Source organism: Thermosulfuriphilus ammonigenes (assembly GCF_011207455.1).
Lineage (GTDB): Bacteria > Desulfobacterota > Thermodesulfobacteria > Thermodesulfobacteriales > ST65 > Thermosulfuriphilus > Thermosulfuriphilus ammonigenes.
In genome coordinates this window covers 1,898,226-1,913,553 of the sequence record NZ_CP048877.1, presented here as the reverse complement: position 1 = coordinate 1,913,553, position 15,328 = coordinate 1,898,226, and the positions used below count along the sequence as shown (strand labels likewise).

15 protein-coding genes are annotated in these 15,328 nt (G+C 51.0%); 6 read left to right on the top strand and 9 right to left on the bottom strand.

The annotated features are described in order from the left end of the window. Window position 1 precedes the first annotated feature (1 nt). Genes prmC through G4V39_RS09330 form a run of 4 tightly spaced genes read left to right on the top strand, consistent with a single transcriptional unit; the run spans window position 2 to window position 4,080 of the window. Window positions 2–856, top strand: coding sequence for a peptide chain release factor N(5)-glutamine methyltransferase (gene prmC / locus G4V39_RS09345; RefSeq protein ID WP_166032677.1), 855 nt, complete (start codon window positions 2–4; stop codon window positions 854–856). Then, window positions 856–2,148: a UDP-N-acetylglucosamine 1-carboxyvinyltransferase gene (gene murA, locus G4V39_RS09340; protein WP_166032676.1), complete on the top strand. Its 1,293-nt coding sequence runs from the start codon at window positions 856–858 to the stop codon at window positions 2,146–2,148. The genes prmC and murA overlap by 1 nt, the downstream gene beginning before the upstream one ends. Before the next feature lie 4 nt (window positions 2,149–2,152). Continuing rightward, window positions 2,153–2,950: a DUF4198 domain-containing protein gene (locus tag G4V39_RS09335; protein ID WP_166032675.1), complete on the top strand. Its 798-nt coding sequence runs from the start codon at window positions 2,153–2,155 to the stop codon at window positions 2,948–2,950. A gap of 14 nt (window positions 2,951–2,964) precedes the next feature. Then, window positions 2,965–4,080, top strand: a complete 1,116-nt coding sequence (locus G4V39_RS09330) for a KamA family radical SAM protein (protein WP_166032674.1) — start codon at window positions 2,965–2,967, stop codon at window positions 4,078–4,080. A gap of 44 nt (window positions 4,081–4,124) precedes the next feature. On the opposite strand, the gene G4V39_RS09325 is transcribed toward G4V39_RS09330, so the two are convergent. Genes G4V39_RS09325 through G4V39_RS09305 form a run of 5 tightly spaced genes read right to left on the bottom strand, consistent with a single transcriptional unit; the run spans window position 4,125 to window position 6,529 of the window. Next, window positions 4,125–4,298: a hypothetical protein gene (locus G4V39_RS09325; protein ID WP_166032673.1), complete on the bottom strand. Its 174-nt coding sequence runs from the start codon at window positions 4,296–4,298 to the stop codon at window positions 4,125–4,127. Window positions 4,299–4,321: 23 nt separating this feature from the next. After that, on the bottom strand, window positions 4,322–4,681 hold the full coding sequence (locus G4V39_RS09320; protein WP_166032672.1) for a hypothetical protein: 360 nt from the start codon (window positions 4,679–4,681) through the stop codon (window positions 4,322–4,324). Window positions 4,682–4,692: 11 nt separating this feature from the next. Further along, on the bottom strand, window positions 4,693–5,022 hold the full coding sequence (locus G4V39_RS09315) for a hypothetical protein (RefSeq protein WP_220126117.1): 330 nt from the start codon (window positions 5,020–5,022) through the stop codon (window positions 4,693–4,695). Window positions 5,023–5,067: 45 nt separating this feature from the next. Then, complete coding sequence (locus tag G4V39_RS09310) at window positions 5,068–5,325, bottom strand: sulfurtransferase TusA family protein (RefSeq protein WP_166032671.1); 258 nt, start codon at window positions 5,323–5,325, stop codon at window positions 5,068–5,070. A gap of 25 nt (window positions 5,326–5,350) precedes the next feature. Further along, window positions 5,351–6,529, bottom strand: coding sequence for a YeeE/YedE thiosulfate transporter family protein (locus G4V39_RS09305; protein ID WP_166032670.1), 1,179 nt, complete (start codon window positions 6,527–6,529; stop codon window positions 5,351–5,353). Window positions 6,530–6,873: 344 nt separating this feature from the next. On the opposite strand from G4V39_RS09305, the gene G4V39_RS09300 reads away from it, so the two are divergent. Further along, window positions 6,874–7,584 carry an N-acyl homoserine lactonase family protein gene (locus G4V39_RS09300; RefSeq protein WP_166032669.1) on the top strand — a complete coding sequence of 237 codons (711 nt, stop codon included), beginning with the start codon at window positions 6,874–6,876 and terminating at the stop codon, window positions 7,582–7,584. Window positions 7,585–7,651: 67 nt separating this feature from the next. Then, a complete protein-coding gene (locus G4V39_RS09295) occupies window positions 7,652–10,303 on the top strand; it encodes a M16 family metallopeptidase (RefSeq protein WP_166032668.1) in 2,652 nt (883 codons plus the stop codon). Here the strand turns inward: G4V39_RS09295 and G4V39_RS09290 are convergent. Genes G4V39_RS09290 through G4V39_RS09275 form a run of 4 tightly spaced genes read right to left on the bottom strand, consistent with a single transcriptional unit; the run spans window position 10,264 to window position 15,249 of the window. Next, entirely contained in the window at window positions 10,264–11,220 is a 957-nt protein-coding gene (locus tag G4V39_RS09290; RefSeq protein WP_166032667.1) for a PAS domain S-box protein, read from the bottom strand. The two genes, G4V39_RS09295 and G4V39_RS09290, sit on opposite strands and share 40 nt — an antisense overlap. Next, a complete protein-coding gene (locus tag G4V39_RS09285; RefSeq protein ID WP_166032666.1) occupies window positions 11,221–11,538 on the bottom strand; it encodes a hypothetical protein in 318 nt (105 codons plus the stop codon). Beyond that, the gene (locus G4V39_RS09280; protein WP_166032665.1) at window positions 11,522–13,441 is read right to left on the bottom strand and encodes a two-component system sensor histidine kinase NtrB; all 1,920 of its coding nucleotides are present in this window, start codon (window positions 13,439–13,441) and stop codon (window positions 11,522–11,524) included. The genes G4V39_RS09285 and G4V39_RS09280 overlap by 17 nt, the downstream gene beginning before the upstream one ends. Further along, window positions 13,435–15,249, bottom strand: a complete 1,815-nt coding sequence (locus G4V39_RS09275; protein WP_166032664.1) for a chloride channel protein — start codon at window positions 15,247–15,249, stop codon at window positions 13,435–13,437. Before G4V39_RS09275 ends, G4V39_RS09280 begins: the two co-directional genes overlap by 7 nt. Window positions 15,250–15,328: the final 79 nt, after the last annotated feature.

Here is a 15,328-nt window from a genome sequence, read left to right as displayed (position 1 = left end):
AGTGGCCCTGATAGGCGACCTTCTCCGAAAGATTCGATCTGCCTTTAAAAAAGCTGGAGTAGACCAAGAAGAAGCCGAATATCTCCTGGCCCATATCCTGGGGATCTCCCGGGCGGAAGTTCACCTTAGAGCCCGGGAACACCTCCCAGCCGAACTTCTCCCCACCCTGGAGATGGCCCTTAAAAGGCGGCTGACTCGAGAGCCATTAGCCTATATCTTTGGAGAAGTGGAATTCTATGGCCGGCCTTTTAGGGTCGGGCCAGGCGTCCTCATCCCTCGACCGGAGACAGAGATCCTGGTAGAAACAGTAATTGGGCTCTGTCCAGAAAGGGAACCTTTTTTGCTTGATCTTGGCACAGGCTCTGGGGTAATAGGCATAACGCTGGCTCTTGAAAGACAGGCCTTGGTTGTGGCCATAGACAAAAGTCTTGTAGCCTTAAGTTATGCCCAAGCCAATCTTCTGCGCTACAGGTTAAAAAACAGGGTCTTTTTAGTGGCTAGTGATTGGTGCCAGGCACTGAGACCGCAAAGGGTCTTTCAGGTGGTGGTTAGTAATCCTCCTTATGTAGGGCCAGAAGAGTGGCCTCACTTGGCCCCAGAAATAAAGGATTTTGAACCTCAGGAGGCCTTAGTGGCCAGGGAGGAAGGGCTTTCCGCTATAAAAAAGGTGATAGCCTGCGCCCGGAAGCACCTGGCCCCAGGGGGTTTTTTAGTCTGTGAGATTGGGGCTCGCCAGGCAGATAAAGTCCTGGCTTTGGCCCAGCAAGCCGGTCTGCTAGAAGGCAGAATTATTCCTGACCTTGCCGGCAACCCTCGCATTCTGGTAGCTCGTCAGAGAAGGGAGGACTCTCATTAATGGAAGAGGTAATCGTCGTTGAAGGGGGAGAGAGGCTTAAGGGAGAGGTTCAGGTAAGCGGGGCAAAGAATGCCGCCCTTCCCATTCTGGCTGCCACCCTTCTGGCTGAAGGAAGCTTTATCCTGGACAACATCCCCCAGCTTGAAGACGTCCGAACCATGACCGAACTCCTTTCCACCTTGGGGGCCAAGATCATCAGCCGGAAAAGTAGCCTTTATGTAGATACATGTCGGATCATCTCCCATGAAGCCCCTTACGAACTAGTCAAACGTATGAGAGCCTCCGTTTTGGTGCTTGGCCCCCTTCTGGCCCGTTTTCGCAGGGCCAAGGTGGCCCTTCCCGGAGGGTGCTCCATTGGGGCCCGGCCCATAGATTTTCATCTTGAAGGGCTGAGAAAAATGGGGGCTAGACTCCGGGTGGACGGAGGCTTTGTGGAGGCTGAGGCCCCCCGGGGCCTCCGGGGGAAGGAAATAGTCCTTGGTTTTCCCTCGGTCACGGCCACAGAAAACCTGATGATGGCTGCTACCCTGGCCAAAGGAAAGACGGTCATCCATCAAGCAGCTAAAGAACCAGAGGTGGTGGCCCTGGGCCATTTTCTCCAGACCATGGGGGCCAAAATCGAGGGGCTTGGGACCGAAACTATCTTTATCGAGGGCCTTGAAGGCCTCCAGCCTGCTGGTTATCGCATTATTGCCGACCGCATAGAAACCGGGACTTTTTTAATGGCCGTAGCCGCTGCCGGAGGGGAGATCACCATCAGAGGAGCCTGTCCTGAACATCTTCAAACAGTAATCAATACCCTAATGGATGCAGGGCTGGAGATAAGCTGGGAGGGAGAGACCATCTACGCTCGTCAGAGCCACCCCCTTCGAGCCGTGGATATCGTTACCGCCCCCTATCCGGGTTTTCCTACCGACCTCCAGGCCCAATTTATGGTCTGCATGACCCAGGCCAAGGGAATTTCGGTAATCAGAGAGACCATTTTTGAGAATCGCTTTCAACACGCTTTAGAGCTTAAACGCATGGGAGCCGAAATTAAGCTGGCTGGCAAACAGGTGGCCATTGTCCGGGGAGGCGGAAAGCTCTCCGGGGCCAAAGTTAGAGCTACAGACTTAAGGGCCGGAGCTTCCTTAATCTTGGCCGGCTTGGCCGCTACGGGCCGGACTGTTGTCCAGGAAGTCCACCATCTTGATCGAGGTTATGAAAATATCGTCGAAAAGCTGGCCGGCCTGGGAGCCAACATTCAGCGTCTTAAGGGCGATGAACTCCTGGAGCAAGCTTTTTCTAAGTAAAATTTTGAGCTTCATTTTACTCTGGCCTACTTTGGTCTGGGCAGGATGGTTTCACGTCTTTATCCCCGACCAGACGGGAGGCTACGGTAAAGTTGGATGGCCCACTACCTGGACCTACTTCTGGGGAAAGCCTTATCAGGGAATCATCGCCGACACTAAACCACCCCAGTTTGTGGTCTTCAGCCCCTCAGGCAAGAGGCTTCCGGTGGCGGTGACGGCCATTGATCTTCTTGATGAATCCTCGGGGAAAAAACGCCGGGCCTTTAGATTACGTTATACCGCCAAGGAGACAGGAGATCACTATATCTGCCTTCTCGGGGCTCCGTACTTGGTTATGGAAGAGGGGCTTGTCTACCAGGACTACGTCAAGGAATGTCTTCATGTCTTTAAGGAAGATGGCTGGCAAAGACCTTTGGGGCTTGAGCTAGAAATAGTCCCCCTCACCAGACCCTATGGTCTAGAGGTAGGGGAGATTTTCCGCGGCCGCTGTTTAAAAGACGGACAACCAGCTGCCGGAGCAAAGGTAGAGTGGGAATACTATCAGGGATATTACCTGCCCCGAAAAGATCTTCCCCAAGATCCTTTTGGGTATGAAAATCGTCCTCTGATAACTAAAAGTGCCCACACCGATCAGGAGGGTATCTTCGCTATAGGGTTTAATAGACCCGGCTGGTGGATTATCTCCGTCTCCTTCCCCTCCGGAACCATTGATTTTGGCCCAAGCACCTTTCCTCTGATTAAACGGGCCGGCATCTGGATCTACGTTCAAGAACCCTATCATCCACCCCCCAAAAAACCTTAAGACAGATCGTACCAATGACTCCAGAGGAAAGACTGGCAAGTCTAAAAGAAAGAGGAATTCCGACCCTAAAGGAAGCCTCATTAGAAGACTGGCAAAACTGGCGCTGGCAACTTAAGGCCCGAATCCGCCATCCTCAGGCCTTGGGCTTAAAGGGCCTTGAGAAGGTAATTCAAGCGTACCCTCTTTTGGTGACCCCTTACTATCTGTCCCTCATCAGGGATTGGCAGGGAGATGATCCCATAAAGATCCAGGCCCTACCAGACCAGAGAGAGCTTGAAGACTTCGGGCTGGAGGACCCTGATCCTTTGGCTGAAGAAAGACTCTCTCCGGTGGCCAGACTCATACATCGCTATCCCGATCGAGTCCTTATCCTGACCACCAACCATTGCGCCACCTATTGCCGCCATTGTAACCGGAAAAGGCTCTGGCGGAGGCCCTTGGAGCTTACCCCAGACCAGCTCAAAGGAGCATTGACTTATATCTCTTCTCACCCGGAGATAAGAGAGGTTATCCTCTCTGGCGGAGACCCTTTACTTCTTCCTTCCCGACGACTTGAAACTATCCTGGCCAGTCTAAGGCGTATCCCTCATATTGAGATCATCCGGATCGGAACCAGGATTCCCGTTACACTGCCCATGCGTGTTGATTCGGAACTTCTGGAAGTTCTAAAGAAATACCGTCCCCTGTGGATCCTCACTCACTTCAACCATCCCCGAGAGATCACCGCTGAGGCCGCCTTAGCCTGCCAGAAACTCCTTGAAGCTGGCTTACCGGTGCTCAATCAAACGGTACTTCTTAAAGGAGTCAACGATTCAGAGACTATCATGAAGGACCTTCTTCAGGGTCTTACCCGCATCGCCGTCAAACCATATTATCTCTTTCAGTGTGATCCAGTCTTAGGGGTAGGACATTTAAGGACCAGTGTCTTCACAGGTCTTAAAATTATAAAGGCCCTAAGAGGTTATCTTGGGGGGATCGCCATTCCCACCTTCGTGGTAGATCTTCCCGGGGGGAGAGGAAAAGTTCCCCTTGAGCCTGATTATCTACTGGCCAAAAAGGGAAATAAACTAACGTTTGAAAATTTCCGGGGCGAGAAAGTTATCTATCAAGATCCAGATTCTAAAGAATAAAAGAGGATCTGATCCCGTCGTTCGGGATCAGATCCTTTTAAGTTCTACCACCAGGAGATGACCTTGTCAGCCTCCCAGATAAGTTCAATGAGCTTATCGTAGTCAGGCTCCCCCTCATAAAGGGGAAAATCTATCCCCTCATTTCCCTCATTAAGAAGGGCAACCAGTTTTTTGGTCTCCTCGGTAGGCGTGCTTTTATAGATATGTAAGATTTTCATTTTAACCCTCCTTTCAAAGTGGCCTAATCAGCACAGGCCGGCGGTGGCGCATGGAGGGACCGCGGCAGGCCATAAGGAATGATCAGGTCGGCCTCTTTAAGCCTCTGGGCCAGCTCCTCTAGGGTAATCGGGGTAAGACCAACCTCATCAACATTGTACTTTTTAGCCTCTTCATCCATAGTATCCACTACGGCAAAAACGTCACCCTCCATGTCCCGAATCCATTCGATGTTTTCCTTCACGTACTCACTAACCTTGGGCATTTTGTTGTAAAGGACACAGGCGTGAGAGTAGTGGTTCTCAATGGCCTGCCCCAGGGTGGAGCGAATAGCGTCCGTGATATAGACCCGATTAGGGATCAAAAAATAAAGTTTCTTAGACATAGATTCCCCCCTTAAAGGACAATATACTTACCACATTCTTCAATAATGCTACCGTGGAAGGCCTGGGTACGCATTTGTTTAGCTGTCATGCCGGCAGGAATGTCGGTGTCCACATCGTAGCCCTCGCAGACATAGCTATCGGCACAAATGGCCAAGTCATCCTCAGGGATCATCTTTACCAGCTCCTTAAAGACCGCATGTTTGGTTAGGTGAATAGACTTAAAGGTCAGAAAGACCTTGACACTCTTTCCGGCCTTCTGGGCAGCCTTAACAATACCCACCAGGTGGTCTATATGCTGGGGAGTGGTAACAAATATTCCCAGTTTGTTCTCATCTGCCATAATTGGCCTCCTTAAAAAGTTTAATAGTTAAAAGCGAAATAATTGCTACTTTTTCTTGATATAGAAGCGGAAAAATCCCGAATCTTCGATCTCGCCAAGATACTCGTGTCCGGCCCGAGCGCACCAGCCAGGAATATCATTTCGGGAGCCAGGATCCGTACCCAAAACCTCCAAGATCTGCCCGGAGCCGAGCTTCTCTACCGCCTTTTTGGTTCGCAAAAGGGGCATAGGGCAGGAAAGACCCTTACAATCGATGGTCACGTCAGGCTTGATTCCTTCAGGGGCCTTCTTGAATTCACTCATAATTCTAAACCTCCTTAAGATTTATTTAAATTTCAAAGACCATCTTGTTGGTCTCTTCGTTCCAGTCGATAATAATGTACCAAATAATCATAATGGCGGTAATCAAAAAGAGTGTTCCCCCATAGCCTAAATAGTCAGGAAGGTAGATAGCCTTACCAAGATAGCCCTCTTCAATAACGTCATACTCAGCAAATAGATGCCGAACAATGGAATTGGTAAGACCAAAAGTGATAGCCACTATCCAGAGCTTAAGCTGACCTTCACCAACTCGCCACAGGCTTCCCGAGCCACAGCCACCGGCCACTACCATAGCCGCCCCAAAGATAAAACCTCCCAAGAGGGCTCCGAGTCCAAAGGTGGGGGTAACATAAAGCTCTTCAGCCCGTAGTCCCTGATATTTGAGAATAGCCACCCCGATAGCCCCAAGAATAATGGAAAGCATAACCGCCTTGCCCATCTTAGCATCGCCGGTCATAAAGGGCTCTCGCAGACCGTTAACCATGCAGAGACGACTACGGTGCATGGTAAAGCCAAGAGCCGAACCGATAAGGAGATAACCAGCCATGAGTTCAGCGTCATCCATATCAGAGCCCATATACATGTAGGCGGCAACAAAGAGGGCCACAATACAGAGGACACCAATATAGGGTTCGGCATTCCGGGGAGGACCAATCTCTCGCCCTCCAGAGGGGAAGAAGTGATTCATCTCCCAGATAAGATACTTGAGACCGAGCATGGTCCCAAAAATGAGACCAATGAACATTAATAGGCCATTGGCGGCCAAATTTTGAATGGCTACATAAAAGCCACCAATGTTACAGCCCATAGCCAAAGAAGCCCCAATTCCCATAAGGATACCGGCCACAAAGCCTTTGATGATTTCTAAGGTGGGGGGAATACGAAAGGCAAAGTTGCGAGACATAAGGGCTGAAATAAAGGCCCCGGCAATAAAACCGATGTTCATTACCGAAGAAGAAAACCAGAGGACATGAGGGGGTTCATCCTCATAAAGGCCGATAAGGTAGAAAAACCAGTCGGCCCAGTTACGGAGTCCTCCAACAATACCCCAGGGGCGATACCAGGCCTCCATAAGAACGGCAAAGAAGGCAATAAGGATGGCCCCCATAAGAGGACTCCAATCCCGGACAAAAAAGGCATTGTAAAGCTCCTTTATCCGTTGGCTGAGGACGTTATCTTCGGCCATAAAACCCTCCAAAATTGAGATTTTGGCCAGTTGGCAATTTTTTCTAGCAACAACTGGCAACCTTCTAGATTATTCAAACTTAAACAAAAAAAATGATAAAAAGACACGATTCTTGAGTTCTATCGTCTAACAAAAGGGGGGAAGACTGTCAAGCTCTAAATGAATGGCCATTCAACGCCTGTTGAAGAGATATTCAGCCCTAGAGCTTCTTTTAACTTAAAAGATCTACTCTGTAGCAAACATTGGCGAAAGTTATTTGAAGGTTGAATTTTTTTAAGATAAATACATTCAAATTTCTTTAACCGGTTCCAAACCCCTAGGGTTAAAGTGTTAGGAGTCAGGAGATGACGACCTATACCATTTATCCACTACTTACTGCAGTAAACGAAACCGACCAGGGCTTCCTTACCTATCTTCGTGGTTATGGACGCCGTCTTTGGGCACCAATATTTGCCTTTCTGGTTACCGATGGTCGGCATCATCTCTTAATAGATACCGGGGTGGAAGAATTCTACGTCCCTGATAAGGTGCTGAAAGATCTTGGAGTCAGGCCCCGATCTCTTCTGGAACATTTAGCCTCAATAGGTCTGAAGCCTGAAGATATCAAAATTATCATCCATACCCATCTCCATCATGAGCACTGCGAGAATGATGCCCTCTTTCCCCAGGCCAAAATCTTTATCCAGAAGGAGGAGTGGGAGTTCTGCCAAAATCCCCACCCCCTTGACCATCGCTACCTTCCTGAACTCCTTGAGGGGCTTGATCTCCAACTTCTCTCCGGAGATGAAGAAATTTTGCCGGGGCTACAAGTGATAAAGACCCCCGGTCATACCCCCGGAGGTCAGTCAGTTCTTATAAAAACAACCAAAGGTTTGGCGGTAATTACCGGTTTTTGCGTCAGTAAAGCCAACTTTCCTCCAACAGGGCCGCCGGTTCCTCCTGGGATCCATCTTGATGCTATCCAGGCCTTTGAAAGTTGCCAGCGGGTTAAGGAGATAGCCGATATTCTTATCCCCATAAGAGAGCTCAATCTGCCCCCCAAAATTCCGGCTTAAATCAAGGCTTGATTTTGCCCCTCCAAAGGGTTACCCAATGGCCTAACAAGCTCAAAAGGAGGGTCAGATGGCCCTTAGACTTCACATTCTTTGGTTGGTTTTAGGGCTCATCCTCTTGACTTCAACACCAGGAGAGGCCGTGGAAATTGCCCCAGGAGTTCAGAAAACGGTTTTAGAGAACGGGCTAACCATAATTGTCAAGGAAAGCCACCGGGCTCCAGTAGTAGCTGTTCAGGTCTGGGTTAAGGCCGGCGGAGTCTATGAAAAAGACAAAGAGGCTGGAATCAGTCACTTCATTGAACATCTTCTCTTTAAGGGAAGCAAAGATCGCCCTCCGGGAGCTTTGGCTGAAGAGATCGAATCTGCCGGCGGGGCTATAAATGCCTATACATCTTATGACTACACTGTCTATCACCTTACCGTGCCAGCCGAGAGTCTAAACGAGGCCTTGGCGGCCCTGGCCGACGCCCTATTTAACCCTGCCTTTGCCCCAGAAGAGATAGATCGGGAAAGAGAAGTCATCTTAGAAGAGATGCGGATGCGCCAGGACCGACCGGAGATAAAGGTCTCTCAAGCCCTTATGGGGCTGGCCTATCCCAACCATCCTTATGGAAGACCAATCATCGGCTGGCCGGAGACCCTGAAGAAAATAGACCGGGCAGCCATCGTCTCTTATTTTGAACGTCGCTATCGGCCCACTCATATGACCCTGGTTATTGTAGGAGATGTCTCCGCTGAAGAGGCCATCTCTCAGGCCTTGGGATACTTTGGTCAGGCTCCTTTTAAAAAGGCCCTTCCCTTCAAGATTCCCGAGCGCAGTTCCCCGCCACAAGGTCTCAAAGTCCTCAAAGAAGACGTCCAGGAGGGTTATCTCCAGCTAGCCTTTCCCGGCCCTTCCCTTACCGAAATTAAAGAAGCCGCTTTGGCTGATGTTTTGGCGGTAATTCTTGGTTCGGGACGAAGCTCCAGGCTCTATCAAAAAGTACGGGAGAAGCAGGAGCTGGTCTCAACTATAGGAGCCTACTCCTTTACCCCCATGGGACCGGGGCTTTTAAGAATAAGCGCTCAACTTGAGCCAGAAAACCTTGAAGCTGCCCTTAAGGCTATTCTCACAGAAACCTATCGGCTGAGATTCTATCCGGTTCTCCCCGAGGAGCTGGAGAGGGCTAAAACCCAGGTAGAGAGTGACTTTATCTATATTAAAGAGCTTATGGAGGGGCAGGCCAGACGTCTGGGGGTCTTTCAAACCATCCTTGGTGACCCTCTGGCCGAAAAGACCTACCTTGAAGCCGTACGTTCTGTCACCACGGAAATGCTTCAAGAAGCGGCCGAAAAATACATCCGCCCTCAAGACCTGGCCGTGGCTATCCTTCTACCGCAAGAGGCCTCTGGGCTTAGTCCAGAGAAGTTGGCCGCCATTAACGAGGAGGCCCTGCTGGCTGCTCAGGGGATAAGCTCTTCTGAGCGGGGCTTTGTGGCTCCTACCTATCGGCGAGTACTTTCTAATGGTTTGACTGTCCTCGTCAGAGAGATACCTGATGTTCCCACCTTTGCCCTGCGAATCGTCTTTCCCGGTGGGGTTCGCTTTGAGACGAAGCAAACCAATGGACTCTTTCGCTTACTTGCGGCCACCTGGACCAGAGGAACTAGCCAGCACACCTCCAACCAACTGGCGGAGACCATCGAAGCCATGGGTGGTAGCCTGAGCGGTTTTTCGGGCAGAAACACCGTTGGCCTTGAGGGCGAGTTTCTTTCACGTGACCTTAAAAAGGCCCTGGAGCTCTTCAGTGAGATCCTCACCCAGGCCACCTTTCCTGAAGATGAAGTCAAAAAGGCCAAGGGGCCGGTAATAGCTACAATTAGTTCTCTGGAGGACAACCCCACTGAGCTGGCCATGAGGGAATTTAACCGCCTCCTTTTTGAGGGTCATCCTTACGCCCTCTCTCCTCTAGGGAGCAAGGAAGTCATTGCCCGTCTCCAGGCCGAAGATCTTAGAAAGACCTATGAAAACTTTATCCGCCCCTCAAGAGGTGTCTTGGCCCTTGTCGGCGATCTTGAAGCAGAAAAGGTCTTCCAGATTCTAGAGGACCTTCTTGGCGGTTGGCACCAAGGCCAGGGGAGCCTTCCAGAGCCTCCCTCGCCACCACCCCCACTTACCCAGGCCCGGTTCTCCACCCTTCATAAAGAGATTCGTCAAGCCCATATTCTGCTTGGTTTCAGAACCCCGGGTCTTGAGAGTCAGGATCGCTTTGCCCTGGATATCCTGGCAGCGGTTCTCTCGGGCCAAAGTGGGCGCCTCTTCAGAGAGTTAAGAGACAAAGAGGCCCTGGCTTATTCAGTAACGGCCTTTTACCGTCCCCTTTTGGGAACGGGGAGTTTTGCCTTCTATATTGCCGCCGCCCCCGAAAAGAAAGATCGAGCCTTAAAAGGCCTGTGGCAGGCCATCTACCGGCTAAACACCGAGGGTCTTAATCCGGAGGAGATAAGCAAGGCCAAAAAGCGCCTTATCGGACGCTATGAGATCGGACTTCAGACCAATGGGGCCCAGGCCCTAGACATGGCCCTTAATGAACTCTATGGCCTGGGATACAACTTTGCCATCAAATATATCCGCCGGATTCAGGAGGTGGGGCCAGAACAAATCTCCGAAGTAGCCAGAAAGTATTTAGGGGGGGATCTTTATGTCTTGGTCTCAGTGGAACCAGTCTCTGAGGAGTAACTGGCGGCCTCCAGATCAATAATTTTTGTCTCCCCCACATAAGGTTTTACGGCATAGCGGCTCACTGAAGCCAGTTTGTGGCCGAGGGTCATCATGCGTTCTACTTCTTCTTCGAGCTGGTCTATGATCTTATGGCACTCCTGACTCTGGGGGCAACGTTCTTTGAGGCGCCAGGCAATCCCGGCCAGGATCTGAAGGGGTTGGTTGATCTCATGGGCGGCAGCCCCGGCCATCTCCAAAACTCCCTGAAGACGCTCACGCAATAGTCTTTCGGCCTCAGCTGCCTCCCGGTCGGTAACATCGGTAAAAATTCCTACGGCTTCTGAATCCGGAAAATCCGAACGGGGGCGAAAAAGATGCCACTCTGCGGGAAAGATACGGCCTATACCTGAAACGAAACGAAAGACCATCTCCGCCATCTCTCCCTCTTTAAGACCATAAAGGCCTTTGGCCATGGCCTCTTTATCTTCATGGTAGACAAAGTCAAGAAGGCTTCTTCCCAAAAGCTCCCCTCGAGAAAGGGAAAGGAGCTCACAGGCTCCTCGATTAACATCGATAAACTCCCCGTGTGGGAGCCTGATACGCACGATACCTAAACGGGGGGAGGCCTCCACCAGAGCGCGTAAGCGCTCTGAGAGCTCTCGCAGGCGCTGTTCGCAAATGCGGTGATGTCTTTGCTCCCGCCGAAGAGTTATCCAGAAGGCCACCATGGCCACCGCGGCCACTACTCCCACGGCCAAAGAGAGCAAGGCCTCTTCCTTAAGGCCTGAGGCCAAAGACCTTAAGGCGATAACAAGCCCCTCGGCCTCAAGGCCCTTAAGGGAACCGATCACCTCGAAAAGTTTCATCACCAGGAGCAGATCCCCCACCAGCAAAAGGCCAAAGAGTAGGATCAGAAAGATTATGTGAACCGGCATCTAGGGACTCTTCTTTGGACCTAGCTGAAAATAGACGTGTAAGGCCTCGGTAATAGAAAAAAACAAGGCCAAGATCAGACCGAACTTTAAGATGGCCTTTCTGGAAATGGGTCTTTTGGTAGCCCGCTCGACGAGTTTACACATAATAAAACTTAAGGTGCCCCCATAAAAAAAGAAGGCCAGGATGTAACGGACTGATTCTCTTATCGTCAGGAAAAGGTTGTCAGGATAGTAGCGCACCCCAAAAAGGACACACAAAGCGACCATAATCAAAAGCTGACGTCTCTCGGCCGCCGAAAACTCAGCCAGCCACTGCAAGACCCGCCTCCTTCCGTTCCTCAAGGGGGATGGGCAACCTCAAAATACAACGGGTGCCTTGGCCAGGACGACTATGAATCTCGAGGGTGCCCCCGTGGTCTTCAACAATCCTTTTGGAAATAGGAAGTCCCAGACCGGTGCCGCGAGCCTTGGTGGTGAAGAAAGGATCAAAAACTTTCTCTAGCTCCTCAGGGGGAATACCCTTCCCCGTATCCTCCACCACTATCACCACCCAGGCCCCGTCACGATAGGTCTTGATGATCAGCTTTCCTCCTTCAGGCATAGCCTCAATGGCATTTTCAATAAGATTGATAAGAACCTGCTTGATGCGATCAAAATCATAGGGAATGGGTGGAAGCTCTTGATCAAGTTCAAGGACCAGGTTAATTCCGGCAGGACCTAATTCTGACTGAAGTAGGAGGACACTCTCCTCCACCACCAGATTGATGTCTTCTTTACGCTTATTGAGTCTAGTGGGTTTGGTAAAATCTCGGATATCCTCCAGCATGGTCAGAAGGCGCTCGATCTCTTGGAGGACAAGCCGCATTTTGAAGGCATTGGGATCCTCTGGAGGAAGAGACTTGAGAACCCTCTTTGTCAGGCCAGCGATGGCTATGAGGGGATTCTTTATTTCGTGGACCACGTGGGCCACCCCCCGGCCAATATTGGCCAGCCTCTCTGTCTCCAGAAGACGCTCTTCCATATATTGGATCTGGCGCCAATCTCGGATAAAACAAACCACCCCCATCTGGCCTTGCTCATCAGTAAGGATAGCGGCATTCAACCACACCGGTACCTCTTCTCCATCTTTTGTAATCACTAGAGTTTCCAGATTTTTGAGCCGCTTTTGGCCACCTTTGAGACGATTAGAGATACCTTCCCACATTCCCTCAGGGAAGAGATCCCAGATACAGAGCTCACCAATTACCTGCTCTGGTCGATAGCCGAAAAGGGCCACAGCAGCTTCGTTGAAGATCACAATGTTCCCTTTGGCATCAGAGGCAATGATGGCCTCTAGAGAGTTCTCGATAAGGCTCTCCCTTAAGGCCTGAGCCCTTTCCAGGGCCTCCCGCCCCTCCCGGAGTTGAAGGATCATGAAGTTAAAGACGTCTCCCAACTGAACGAGCTCGTTGCTTCCAGCATGCCTTATGTAGACCGGACAGCGACGACAATATTCTATCTTTTGGGGAAAACGCCCTTCAGGACACTGAAAACAACGAGTTTGGTCAATGAGCCAGCAAGGAAGATCCTTCCGACCATAAGCAGGGCAGTCTTTTTCCGGACAAGAGACCAGTCTCCAGCAATGAACCTCCTCTCCCAGCCGGGAGAGGACATCGAGATTGCCCTGGGCTACAGACTGGGCCAATTTCATAAGCTGATTAAGAGAGCGATTAATAGAGCTGACAAAGAGGTGAACCGCTCCTAAAAGGACCAGGAGCACCAACGAGACCACACCGATGAAAATAAATCCGAGGCGTCTGATGGTGGCATCAATGTGGCCCCGCTTAAGGAAAAGCTTAAGGGTTCCAAAATGCTCCCCATCCTTAACCAGGGGAACCTCAACCTGATAAGTTCGCTGGAGATCTTCGACTTCAGAGACAAAGATGGTTACCTCCCCCATCTCATCAAGCAGGGCCACTCCTGCTAGGTGGCGCTGAAACAACTTCAATTCTGTGGTCAGAAGGCCCTCAAGGGCCTCTTTATCCCCGCTGGCAATGTGCTCAACAATTACCGCCCCTATAGCCCGGCCCACATCCTGCCCTCTTTCCAGATAGGCCGAGACCAAAGGAGGGATAACCAAGAGCCGGACAAGGACTGCCAGGGCTAGAGCCGTGATCAACACCAGGGAGAGAACCAAGACAAAAAGACGCCTCCGCAATGACCAGCGGCCCCAGCTCACCATTCTGACCTCGTTAGCGTTCGTCTTTTGATCTCCTCAAGCCTTTGATTATAGAAATTAATCACATCTCGGCGACTGATCATACCAATAAAAATCCGAGGATCTTCCTCAGAGACGACCGGGAGCTGATCAATATTGCGGATGGTGAACTTACGAAGGACGGTGTTAATATCCTCCAGGGGGTGAGTAGTGATCACGTCACTGCGGGCAATATCCTTCATGACGATAAGGTCCCAGAGATCATGATCTAAAAGAAACCCCCGAACATCATTGATAGAAAAAATTCCTGTAAGCTTTCCTTCCCGATCCACCACCGGAAAGTAATGTTGCTCTGTCCGGCCAAAAAAGCGGACAAATTGTCTCAAGGTCATATCTTCTGGAATCACGGCATAGGTCTTCTCGGGACTAAAAATATCTCTGACCCGAATATCTTCCAGAATATCGGAAAAAAAATCCCCCTTGTGGGCCGGTGAGGCCACTGGGTTAGGGACTTGTTCGCGATAAAGATTCCAGGGACGACAGAGATAAAAGGTCAGACTACAGACCAAAAGGCTGGGAACCAGTAGATGATATGATCCGGTAATCTCACTGACCACAACCACTGAGGTTACCGGCACGTTAGAGCTTCCGGCGAAAAACCCGGCCATCCCGACAATAACAAAAGGGGCCGGGTCGGTAACAATATCTGGCAAAAAACGGTGGAAAAACCAACCCATTCCTCCACCAATAGAGCCACCGATAACAATAGAAGGGCCGAAGACGCCCCCAGAGCCCCCCGAACCAATAGAAAGGGCCGTGGCCAGGATCTTCCCCAGCCCCACAGCAAACAGCATCCCCATACCTACTTGGTTGTAAAGGGCCTTCTGGATAAAACCGTAACTGAAGTTAAGGACATCAGGGATAAAGAAGCCCAAAATTCCGGCCCCCAAGCCTCCAATGGCCGGTTTGAGAAAGGTAGGAATATTAAGACGCTTAAAGAAGTCGTGAAAGCCATAGAAAACCTTAACAAAAATGGCCACCGCCCCGGAGAGGACAAAGGCCATCAAGGCATAAGGGCCAAGCTGTAGAGGGCTTTCAAAGCGGTAGTCGTTGGCCGCAAAGACAGCCCCCCAACCGAAGACCGCACAATAGACCGAATAGGCCACAATAGAGGCAATGGCCGAAGGGATAAGGACATCGGCCTCAAATTCGGTGTCCCGGTAAAGGATCTCGGCGGCAAAAAGGGCTCCGGTAAGAGGGGCCCGGAAGATGGAACCAATTCCGGCTCCCATACCGGCCGCCAGAAGAATCCTCCGCTCCCGAGGGGAGAGTTTGAGCTTTTGGGCCACAAAGGAGCCCCAACCGGCCCCAATCTGGGTTATGGGCCCCTCCTCACCGCCAGATCCTCCGGTACCCAGGGTAAAAAAGGAGGCAATGGTCTTGATGATAGGCACCCGGGCCCGCATCCAGCCCTCTTCATGGTGGTAAGCCCTGATGGCCGCATCTGTCCCATGCCCCTCTGCCTCGGGACAAAATCGGCTGGTGATCAGGCCGGCGGCCAGCCCCCCCAGGGCCGGCACCAAAACCAGCATGTAAGGATTAAAGGGGCGACCGGTCCGCGGGAAGATCTCCGGGCTTCCGGCCGGATAGGGAGGAAGATAACCTGTCAGATAATCTAAAAAATAATGGTGGCCGAGGTGAATAAGCAGATGAAAAACGATGGAGCCTAGACCAGCCAGTATTCCCACGAGGGTAGAAAGCACAAACCAGCGTCCAGCCCCCCGAAACCGAATCTTCTGCCGCTCCCAGCGCCAACCAGAGAGTCTCTCCATGATCAATTTGCTTCCCCACTACCATAGGACCCTGCAAGCCAGGTCCAGTAGGTCCCCTTGTTCAACTTCTGATAAATGT

Bases quoted from the DNA above. Each gene is read 5' to 3' on its own strand.
- G4V39_RS09280 (WP_166032665.1), bottom strand. From the start codon at position 13,441: ATGGTGAGCTGGGGCCGCTGGTCATTGCGGAGGCGTCTTTTTGTCTTG.
- G4V39_RS09310 (WP_166032671.1), bottom strand. From the start codon at position 5,325: ATGAGTGAATTCAAGAAGGCCCCTGAAGGAATCAAGCCTGACGTGACC.
- G4V39_RS09305 (WP_166032670.1), bottom strand. From the start codon at position 6,529: ATGGCCGAAGATAACGTCCTCAGCCAACGGATAAAGGAGCTTTACAAT.
- G4V39_RS09315 (WP_220126117.1), bottom strand. From the start codon at position 5,022: ATGGCAGATGAGAACAAACTGGGAATATTTGTTACCACTCCCCAGCAT.
- G4V39_RS09320 (WP_166032672.1), bottom strand. From the start codon at position 4,681: ATGTCTAAGAAACTTTATTTTTTGATCCCTAATCGGGTCTATATCACG.
- G4V39_RS09290 (WP_166032667.1), bottom strand. From the start codon at position 11,220: ATGCCGGTTCACATAATCTTTCTGATCCTACTCTTTGGCCTTTTGCTG.
- G4V39_RS09300 (WP_166032669.1), top strand. From the start codon at position 6,874: ATGACGACCTATACCATTTATCCACTACTTACTGCAGTAAACGAAACC.
- murA (WP_166032676.1), top strand. From the start codon at position 856: ATGGAAGAGGTAATCGTCGTTGAAGGGGGAGAGAGGCTTAAGGGAGAG.
- G4V39_RS09275 (WP_166032664.1), bottom strand. From the start codon at position 15,249: ATGGAGAGACTCTCTGGTTGGCGCTGGGAGCGGCAGAAGATTCGGTTT.
- G4V39_RS09325 (WP_166032673.1), bottom strand. From the start codon at position 4,298: ATGAAAATCTTACATATCTATAAAAGCACGCCTACCGAGGAGACCAAA.
- G4V39_RS09295 (WP_166032668.1), top strand. From the start codon at position 7,652: ATGGCCCTTAGACTTCACATTCTTTGGTTGGTTTTAGGGCTCATCCTC.
- G4V39_RS09330 (WP_166032674.1), top strand. From the start codon at position 2,965: ATGACTCCAGAGGAAAGACTGGCAAGTCTAAAAGAAAGAGGAATTCCG.